The following is an 8,713-nucleotide window of genomic DNA, read 5'->3' as shown; positions in this document are numbered from 1 at the left end:
ACCAGGAGGTCTCGCGGGCGTCGGGGGGCTATGGTCGGCCGGGCGTCAACTGGCCGCCTGGACGAACGCCGTGACGGCGTCCGCGACGAGCTGCACCGCGATGGCCGCGAGCAGCAGACCTGCGATGCGGGTCACGAGGATCGTGCCCGAGTCGCCCAGGACCCGGTGGATGACGTTCGCGAAGCGCATCGCCAGGAAGAGCGTGATGTGGACCGCGACGACGCCCGCCGCGATCGCGACCCAGTCCGCAGCGGACCCGTCGGCACGCTGGACGAACACCATGGTCGCGACGATCGCACCGGGGCCCGCGAGGAGCGGCGTGCCGAGCGGGACCAGGGCGACGTTGACGCCCTTGTTGCCCGACGGCGTCGGCTCCTCCATCTTTCCCGTCAGCAGCTCCATCGCGACCAGCAGGAGCAGGAGCCCACCCGACGCCTTGAGCGCCGGGAGCGAGATGCCCATGTAGTTGAGGATCTGCTGGCCGAACACCGCGAACGACACGATCACGCCGAACGCGACGAGGATCGCGGTCCTGGCGGCCTGGTTGCGCTGCTTGGCGCCCATGGCGCTCGTCAGGCCCAGGAAGATCGGTACCGTCCCGGGAGGGTCCATGATCACGAACAGCGTGATGAACACCTCGGTGAAGAGGCGGAGGTCCATGATGTCGTTCACGACATCACCGCCCGCGCCGTCATCGGATCACGTCCAACGTGCCTAGCTCCTCGATCGTCTCCAGCACTCGTGGTGCTGTCGTGTTCTCGCCGAGCCGGTTCGGTTTGCCGGCTCCGTGGTAGTCGCTCGAACCCGTCACGAAGAGGCCCAGGGTGTGGGCGATGTCCTCGAGACGGGCAACTTGCTGTGCGCTGTGGTCGCGGTGGTGCACCTCGAGCCCCAGCAGTCCTGCGTCGGCCATCTGCTCGATGACCGCGTCCGGCACCACGCGCCCTCGCCCGTCGGCGCCCGGGTGGGCGAAGACGGGCACCCCACCGGCTGCGCGCACCGCGCGCACGGCGTCCAGGACGTCAGGGGCGTAGTGCGGCACGTAGTAGCCCGTGCCGGGGTGCAGGATCGTGGCGAATGCCGCCGAACGGTCGCTGACGTGGCCGGTGGCCACCAGGGCGTCCGCGATGTGCGGGCGCCCGATCGTGGTCCCCTCCTCGGTCTGCGACAGGACATCCTCCCACGTCAGCGGGTAGTCCTCGCCGATCCGCTCGACCATGCGCCGGGCCCGCGAGACGCGGTCGACGCGCGTGCGCTCGGTCTCGGCCAGCAGGTCGGGGTGCGTGGGGTCGTGCAGGTAGCTCAGGAGGTGGACCGAGACGTGCCCCGAGCGGGCCGAGATCTCCGCACCGCGCACCAGGGCGATGCCGCTGCGGGTGGCCGCGTCCGCGGCGTCGGCCCAGCCGGCCGTCGTGTCGTGGTCGGTGAGGGCCACGACGTCGAGGCCTGCGGCGGCTGCGTCCTCGACGACCTGCGCCGGGGCGTCGGTCCCGTCGGACGCCGTGGAGTGGGTGTGGAGGTCGATGAGCACCTCCTCAGGATAGTGAGCGCGCGCGTCGGGGCCCGTCGGGCGGGGCCCGACGACGGCGCTCACCGAGGTGTGCGGGTCCGGCCCGTCTGCTGCGGCCTGCGTGCCGCACGGCACCGCGGGGGCGCCTAGAGAGGCAGGGCCCTGTCCTCGACGACGCTCTTCATGACGAGCGTCGAGCTGAGGCGCATCACGCCGGGCAGGGTCGAGAGCCGCTCGTCGTAGAGCACCTGGAACCCCTGCAGGTCGCTCGCGACGACGCGCAGGAGGTAGTCGGGGTCGCCGAAGAGCCGCTGCGCCTGCAGGACGTTCGGCACCTCGAGGACCGCGGTCTCGAACGCCTCGAGCGTGTCCCTCGTCGCGGACTGCATGGTCACGAAGAGGAGCGCCTCGAAGGTCAGCCCGACCGATCCCGCGTCGAGGTGCGCACGGTAGCCGCTGATGACCCCGGACCGCTCGAGCGCCCGCAGCCGCCGGTGGCACGGCGAGACGCTGAGGCGTACCCGTTCGGCGAGCTCGGTGAGCGTGAGCCGGCCGTCCTGCTGCAGCTCGGCAAGGATCTGCCGGTCGATGTCGTCCATGCGCAAGATCCTTCCACCCGAGCATGAAGCAGGGCAAGAAGTTGGAATCACTTTTGCCCAGTTCCGACCTAACGTTGCTCTCGCGCCGGACGTCGGCGCCCACGAGCCGGGAGGAAGCATGTCCGTCGCCACCGTCGCCGCGTTCTGGGCGGTGTCGCTCGTCTTCGTCGTGACCCCCGGGGCCGACTGGGCGTACGCGATCACGGCCGGCCTGCGCCACCGGTCCGTCCTGCCCGCGGTGGGCGGGATGCTGGCCGGCCACCTCGCGGCCGCGCTCGTCGTCGCCGCCGGGGTCGGCGTCCTGGTGTCCCGCTCACCGGCCGTGCTCACGATCCTGACGATGCTCGGCGCGGCGTACATCGCGTGGCTCGGCGTGACGATGCTCGCCCGTCCGGGTGGTCCCGTCACCGAGGGGGACGACGTCGCCGGCTCGTGGGTACGCCAGGCCGCGAAGGGCCTGGGGACCAGCGGGCTCAACCCCAAGGTCCTCCTGCTGTTCCTGGCGCTGCTGCCGCAGTTCACGGACCCGGCGGGCCGCTGGCCGGTCGGCGCGCAGATCGCGGCGCTGGGCGCGGTGCACATGGTCGGTTGCGCGGTCGTCTACCTGCTCGTGGCGTTCGGGGCACGGCACGTCCTGCGCTCCCGTCCCGGCGCGTCGCGCGTCGTCGCACGGGTCTCGGGCGTCGCGATGATCCTCATAGGCACCGCGCTGGTCCTGGAGCAGGCGCTCGCCTGACGCCCCGTCCCAAGGCCCGCACAGGACGTTCACGCGAGGCTCCCGGGGCTTTCGCACCGCTCCCAGGTGACGCTGGCAGCATCCGAAGCGATGCGAAACAGCCAGCCCTCCCCCCAGGCCTCCGTCTTCCCGTCCGACCCGTCGATCGACCTCCTCCCGAGCCTCGCGCAGGCATCCTCGGCGGGGACCCCCGCAGCCGTCGTGTTCGTGCACGGTGTGCGCACCTCGAACGCGATCTGGGGGCGCCAGCTCGCCCACGTGCGCGAGGCGGGCCACCTCGCGGTCGCGGTCGACCTGCCGGGCCACGGCGAGCGCAGCGACGAGCGGTTCACGCTCGCACGGGCCTTCGAGATCCTGGACGACGCCGTCGCGTCCTTCCCCGACGACGTCCCCGTCGTCGTGGTCGGGATGTCGCTCGGCGGCTACACGTCGCTCGCCTACGCGGCGAGCCACCCCGACCGGCTCGCGGGCGTCGTGGCGTGCGCGTGCAGCGCGGACCCGCGCGGCAAGCCCGTCGCGCTCTTCCGCGAGGCCGCCGCGCTCGTGGATGCCGCGGGCGCCGCGACCCGCCGTGCGCTGGGCCGCGTCCAGGACGTGCTGCGCGCCGGCAGGTCGCTGCCCGGCGGCGCGCGCGCCTCGGCCCAGCTCACGGGGGCCGGCACGTTCGCCGACCCGCAGCTCCCCGGGCGGCCCGCGTGGCAGGTCGTGACCGACGTGCTGCACGAGCTCGCGGGCCGCTCCTCGCGCGCCGACCTCCGTGCCGCGAAGGTCCCGGTCTGGCTCATCAACGGCCAGCGCGACCACCTGCGTCTCGACGAGAAGCGCTACCTCGACACCGTTCCCGACACGGCCCTGGTGGTCGTGCCGCGCGCGGGCCACGACGTCAACCTCGACGCCCCCGACGCGTTCAACGACGCGCTCTCGCGCGCGCTGGGCGACCTCACGAGCCGCTGGTCCCCCGCGCGACGCGGCGAGCTGGTGGGCGCCTCGGCGTGACACGACCGTCCTGAGCGTCACGTCCGGCGACCCCGGACCGTGAGGACCCAGGACCGACAAGGCCCCAGGCACCCGAGGCGAGAACCGCCGTCGGGCACCTGGGGCCTTCTTCCTGCCACCTGCTCACCTCCCGCACCGGCACGTGCGGGCCGGCGTCAGCCGCAGGACGTCGCCGGGTAGGCGACCTCCAGCGTCCGCGGCTCGGCCCCCGGGAGCGTCACCGTGACGCTCGCCGTCCCGGCCTCGACCGCGCCCGAGCGTGCGTTGAACGTCTGCGCGGCGCTCTTGCCGGGCTGCAGCCCGTGGAAGGACTTCGTCCCGAACGGCGTCGCCAGGACGACGTCGACCGCGGTGTCGGCCGAGCTCGTGGCCTTGACCGAGACCTGGACGTTCTTGCCCACGCAGCGAGCCGTCGCGGAGACCTCGACGGGCAGCGGCGGGAGCGGCGCCGACAGGCTCGGGATGCGGTCCGCGGGCGCCGTGCCCCACGTGAGGCCCGCGCTCGAGTCGGCCAGGTCGAACTCGAGCGTGCCGCCGTCCTGGATCGCCGAGGCGTCCATCCACACGGCCGTGTGCTCGGCGCCGTCGAGCGTGACGCCCGAGACGTAGCTCGGCAGGTCCTCGTTGGCGCCCTCGGCCGAGATGGCGAACGTCGTGCCCGCGTCGGTCGTGACGGTCGCGGACTGGACCTTGGGCGCGTTGAGCGCGAGCATGCCCGAGCCCGGCAGGACGGGCTCGAAGCCGAGCGCGGCCATGACGTACCAGGCGGCCAGGGTGCCCAGGTCGTCGTTGCCGACGCCCCCGCCCGGCGTGTTCGGGAACCGGTTGAGGTTCGCGGCCAGCACGTCGTTGGTCTTCCACGGCTGCCCGACGTACCCGTAGAGCCACGCGTTGGTGATCGTCGGCTCGTTGCCCGGGTTGTAGCGGATGGTCTGGTAGTACGAGCTGCCGCCTCGCGCCCACGTCGAGGGCGAGACGCCCGGCTTCGCCGCGAGCGCCGGCATGTCGAAGTAGTAGTCGAGGCGCTCGACGAACGCGTCCTCACCACCCATGGCCTCGGCCAGACCCGTGACGTCCTGCGGGACCATCCACTGGTACTGCCACGGGACCCCCTCGTGGAAGCCCGTGCGCGTGACGTCGGTCAGCTCGGGGAGCGTGACGAACGTGCCGTCGGGGCGCTTGGCGTTGACCATGCCCTGGAAGCCGCCCGAGAGCTGGACGGCCGGGTTCCACAGCGTCTGCCAGTTCCGGCCCTTGGCGAGGAAGGTCTCGGCGTCCTCGGTCTTGCCGAGACGCTCGGCGGCCGCCCCCAGGCCCGCGTCGGACAGCGCGAACTCGAGCGTCGACGAGCCGCCGTGGCGGTACTCCTCGTACTGCCCGCCCAGGCCGCCCTCGTTCTCGGGGTAGAACGGGATGTGGCCGTTCTCGTTGTAGAAGGCCGCGCTCTGGCGACCCACCGACGCGACACCGGCGGGCGGGGCCGTCGTGGCGTTCTCCACCAGGTAGCCCCACAGCTCGTCCGAGATGTCGTCGGGAACGGTGCCCAGGGCGAAGTTCTCCGCGAGCCACGGCGTGACCGGGTCGCCCGCCATGATGTTGGTCTCGAGCGCTCCCAGCGACCAGCGGGGCAGCCAGCCGCCCTCGACGCGGTGCTGGTACATCGAGCGGACGATGTCCTCGGCGCGCTCGGGGAGCAGCAGGGCGTGCAGCGTCGCCTGCGTGCGGTACGTGTCCCAGAGCGAGAAGTTCTGGTAGTAGTCCCACCCGTCGGTCGAGTGCTCCTTCAGGTCCATGCCGCGGTACCGGCCGTCGACGTCGTTGCCGATCGTCGGCGAGAGCAGGGTCTTGTAGAGCTGGGTGTAGAAGATCGCACGCTTCTCGGGCGAGGCCTCGATGTCGACGCGGCCCAGCTCGGTGTTCCAGGCGTCGCGCGCCTCCTCGCGGATCTCGTCGAACTCGACCTGGACGCCGTCGCGCACGGCCTCGGCCTCGCGGTTGCCGCGCGCGCCGTCGACGCTCACGAAGGACACGCCCACGCTCACCTCGACGTCGCGGTCCGTGGTCGTGTCGAACACCGCGACGGCGCCGTTGCGGCCCGTGGTGACCTGGCTCGTGGTCGAGCCGGCGGTGTAGGCACCGTTGGTGCCCCAGGTGCCGGACGAGGACACGGGACGGTCGAACGTCGCGCTGAAGAAGTAGCGCTGCTTGGCGGGCGTGCCGCCGCAGAACCCGCCGTTGTCGACCCAGCCCTCGAGCGTGCGGTCGTCGACCCACGTGACCGAGCTGGCGCCCGCGTCGCGCAGCGTCTGCCCGACGTTGAACGACAGGTGCGACGTGGTCGAGGCCGGGAACGTGTACCGGTGCGCACCCACGCGGGTGGTGGCCGTGAGCTCGGCGTGCACGTCGTTGGCGAGAGTCACCTCGTAGTAGCCGGCGACGGCCTTCTCGGTGCTCGCCTGGTCCTTGATCGCGATGGGGGTCCGGGCCGTCCGCGGGGCCGCGGTGGTGTCCGGGGTCACGAGCAGCTCGCCCGCGGCGGGGCAGCCCGCGCTGTTGACGTGCCGGTGGCTGAAGCCCCAGACCCGCCCGGCGTTCTTGCTGTAGGAGGTCGAGGCGTAGGAGTTGGTGTTGTCCGGGCTGAGCTGGACCATGCCGAACGGGACCGTGGCGCCGGGGTAGGCGTTGCCCTCGCTCTCCGTCCCGACGAAGGGGTTCACCTCGAGGGAGTGGTCCGCAGGCGAGCGCGGGCCGGTCGGGTCCGTGGCGCCGGGGGCGGCGGCGACCGGGGAGGCGATGCCCGCCCCGATCAGCAGCGCGAGCCCCGCGGAGAGCGTGGCGAGTCGTGATCGTCTCATGCGTGTTCGTCCTCTTCGACGTCCGAGCGGGCAGCGATGCCCACGACGCTCAGGCCTCGTCCGGCGCGCACCGGTGCGCTGTCCGGTGCTCGTCCGACGACGACGTGGGGTCGCGAGAGCGGCTGGCACCGGTGCCGGACGACGAGCGTCCGCGGCCCAGCATCCCTGCGAATGACTGCGCTGTCAATTGTGAATGACAGCGCAGTCATCTTGCGCGGCCGCAGCGCTGACCGACGGCTGCTCGACGGCCGCCGGACGCTCCCGCAAGCTCTCCGACGACACCGGACGAGCACCCGAGGCACGCCCTGCCCGCGGCGCCGACGCGCCCGAGGGGCGCTCCGCCGTCGGGCCACGCTCCCTCTCCCAGCGACCGATGGGAGACTGGTGGCCATGAGCAACGACACCACCCCCGTCAGCGCGCCGGCCGCGGATACCGAGCAGGAGATCGCCGCCCGGAACGACAACCGGTCGCACCGTCCCGACTCCGAGGCCTTCAAGGCGTTCATCACGAGCGGCTGGGCGCCGCGCGCGAGCAGCGACGTCGAGGCCGGCGCCGCCGCTCCGTACACCGCGGCGCGCCGCGCCGAGCTGTCGGCAGGCTTCGCCGGTGCGCGCCTCGTGATCCCCGCCGGCCCGCTCAAGGTCCGCTCGAACGACACCGACTACCGGTTCCGCCCGCACTCGGCGTTCGCGCACCTCACGGGCCTCGGCACCGACCAGGAGCCTGACGCGGTCCTGGTCCTGCACCCCGTCGAGCCCGGCACGGGCGACGACGGCTCGAACCACCACGCCGTCCTCTACGTGCGCCCCCTCGCGGCGCGCGACACCGACGAGTTCTACGCCGACTCGCGCTACGGCGAGTTCTGGGTCGGGGCGCGCCCCAGCCTCGACGACGTCACGACCCTCACCGGGATCGAGGCGGCTCACGTCGACGAGCTGCGCGACGCGCTCGCCAAGGACGTCGGCGAGCACGTGGTGCTGCTCGTCGTCACGGGGGCGGACGAGAACATCGAGGCCCTGGTCGAGGCGATCCGCCTCGAGAACGGCCAGGCCGACGACGCCGCAGCGGACGCCACGCTCGTCGAGGCCGCCTCCGAGCTGCGCCTGGTCAAGGACGCGCTCGAGATCGCGCACATGCGCGAGGCCGTCGACGCGACGATCGAGGGCTTCGCCGAGGTCGTGCGCAACCTGCCCCGCGCGACCGTGCACCGCCGCGGCGAGCGCGTCATCGAGACGACGTTCGACGCGCACGCCCGCCTCGAGGGCAACACGGTCGGCTACGAGACCATCGCGGCCGCGGGCGAGCACGCCACGACGCTCCACTGGATCCGCAACGACGGCCAGGTCCGTACCGGCGAGCTCGTGCTGCTCGACGCGGGCGTCGAGGTCGACTCGCTCTACACGGCCGACGTCACGCGCACGCTGCCCGTCGACGGCACGTACACCGACGTCCAGCGCCGCATCTACACGGCCGTGCTCGACGCCGCCGACGCGGCCTTCGCGGTCGCCGTCCCCGGGGCGCGCTTCCGCGACATCCACGCGGCCGCCATGGAGGTCATCGCCGAGCGCCTCGCCGAGTGGGGCCTGCTGCCCGCGACCGCCGAGGAGTCCCTCGCCCCGGAGGGCCAGTTCCACCGCCGCTGGATGGTGCACGGCACGAGCCACCACCTGGGCCTCGACGTGCACGACTGCGCGCAGGCGCGCCGCGACCTGTACGTCGACGGCATCCTGGAGCCGGGCATGGTCTTCACGATCGAGCCGGGCCTGTACTTCAAGAGCGACGACCTGACGGTCCCCGAGGAGTACCGCGGGATCGGCATCCGCATCGAGGACGACGTCCTGATCACGCAGGACGGCAACGAGAACCTCTCGGCCGCGCTCCCCCGCCGCCCCGAGGACATCGAGGCGTGGATGGCGTCGCTGCGCGACTGACGCACGAGGCGCAGCGGCGACACGCCGCACCGCCGGGCGCACCAGCCGGCACGCAGAGGCGGCGGCCCCGAGGACTCCTCGGGGC

7 protein-coding genes are annotated in these 8,713 nt (G+C 72.6%); 3 read left to right on the top strand and 4 right to left on the bottom strand.

Going from position 1 to position 8,713, the window contains the following annotated elements; all coding sequences use genetic code 11:
- Positions 1–45: 45 nt before the first annotated feature.
- The 3 genes from ACFWFR_RS14495 to ACFWFR_RS14485 all read right to left on the bottom strand — a co-directional run bounded on the left by ACFWFR_RS14495 (position 46) and on the right by ACFWFR_RS14485 (position 2,109).
- The gene (locus ACFWFR_RS14495) at positions 46–672 is read right to left on the bottom strand and encodes a MarC family protein (RefSeq protein ID WP_056647728.1); all 627 of its coding nucleotides are present in this window, start codon (positions 670–672) and stop codon (positions 46–48) included.
- Between the two features lie 19 nt (positions 673–691).
- A complete protein-coding gene (locus ACFWFR_RS14490) occupies positions 692–1,531 on the bottom strand; it encodes a PHP domain-containing protein (RefSeq protein WP_191802817.1) in 840 nt (279 codons plus the stop codon).
- A 125-nt stretch (positions 1,532–1,656) separates the two neighbouring features.
- The gene (locus ACFWFR_RS14485; RefSeq protein ID WP_377623419.1) at positions 1,657–2,109 is read right to left on the bottom strand and encodes an Lrp/AsnC family transcriptional regulator; all 453 of its coding nucleotides are present in this window, start codon (positions 2,107–2,109) and stop codon (positions 1,657–1,659) included.
- Between the two features lie 118 nt (positions 2,110–2,227).
- On the opposite strand from ACFWFR_RS14485, the gene ACFWFR_RS14480 reads away from it, so the two are divergent.
- Together ACFWFR_RS14480 and ACFWFR_RS14475 are read left to right on the top strand one after the other, a co-directional pair.
- Positions 2,228–2,845 carry a LysE family translocator gene (locus tag ACFWFR_RS14480; RefSeq protein ID WP_377623418.1) on the top strand — a complete coding sequence of 206 codons (618 nt, stop codon included), beginning with the start codon at positions 2,228–2,230 and terminating at the stop codon, positions 2,843–2,845.
- Positions 2,846–2,935: 90 nt separating this feature from the next.
- Positions 2,936–3,841 (top strand): alpha/beta fold hydrolase, encoded by a 906-nt coding sequence (locus ACFWFR_RS14475; protein WP_377616014.1) that lies wholly within the window; start codon positions 2,936–2,938, stop codon positions 3,839–3,841.
- A gap of 155 nt (positions 3,842–3,996) precedes the next feature.
- Here ACFWFR_RS14475 and ACFWFR_RS14470 read toward each other — a convergent pair whose 3' ends face one another.
- Positions 3,997–6,696: a GH92 family glycosyl hydrolase gene (locus ACFWFR_RS14470; protein WP_377623417.1), complete on the bottom strand. Its 2,700-nt coding sequence runs from the start codon at positions 6,694–6,696 to the stop codon at positions 3,997–3,999.
- A gap of 390 nt (positions 6,697–7,086) precedes the next feature.
- Between ACFWFR_RS14470 and ACFWFR_RS14465 the strand changes: the two genes are divergently transcribed.
- Positions 7,087–8,628, top strand: a complete 1,542-nt coding sequence (locus ACFWFR_RS14465) for an aminopeptidase P family protein (RefSeq protein ID WP_377623416.1) — start codon at positions 7,087–7,089, stop codon at positions 8,626–8,628.
- Positions 8,629–8,713 lie beyond the last annotated feature (85 nt).

The organism is Oerskovia sp. NPDC060287, from assembly GCF_042726775.1.
Lineage (GTDB): Bacteria > Actinomycetota > Actinomycetes > Actinomycetales > Cellulomonadaceae > Oerskovia > Oerskovia merdavium.
This window is presented reverse-complemented; position numbering and strand designations above follow the sequence as displayed.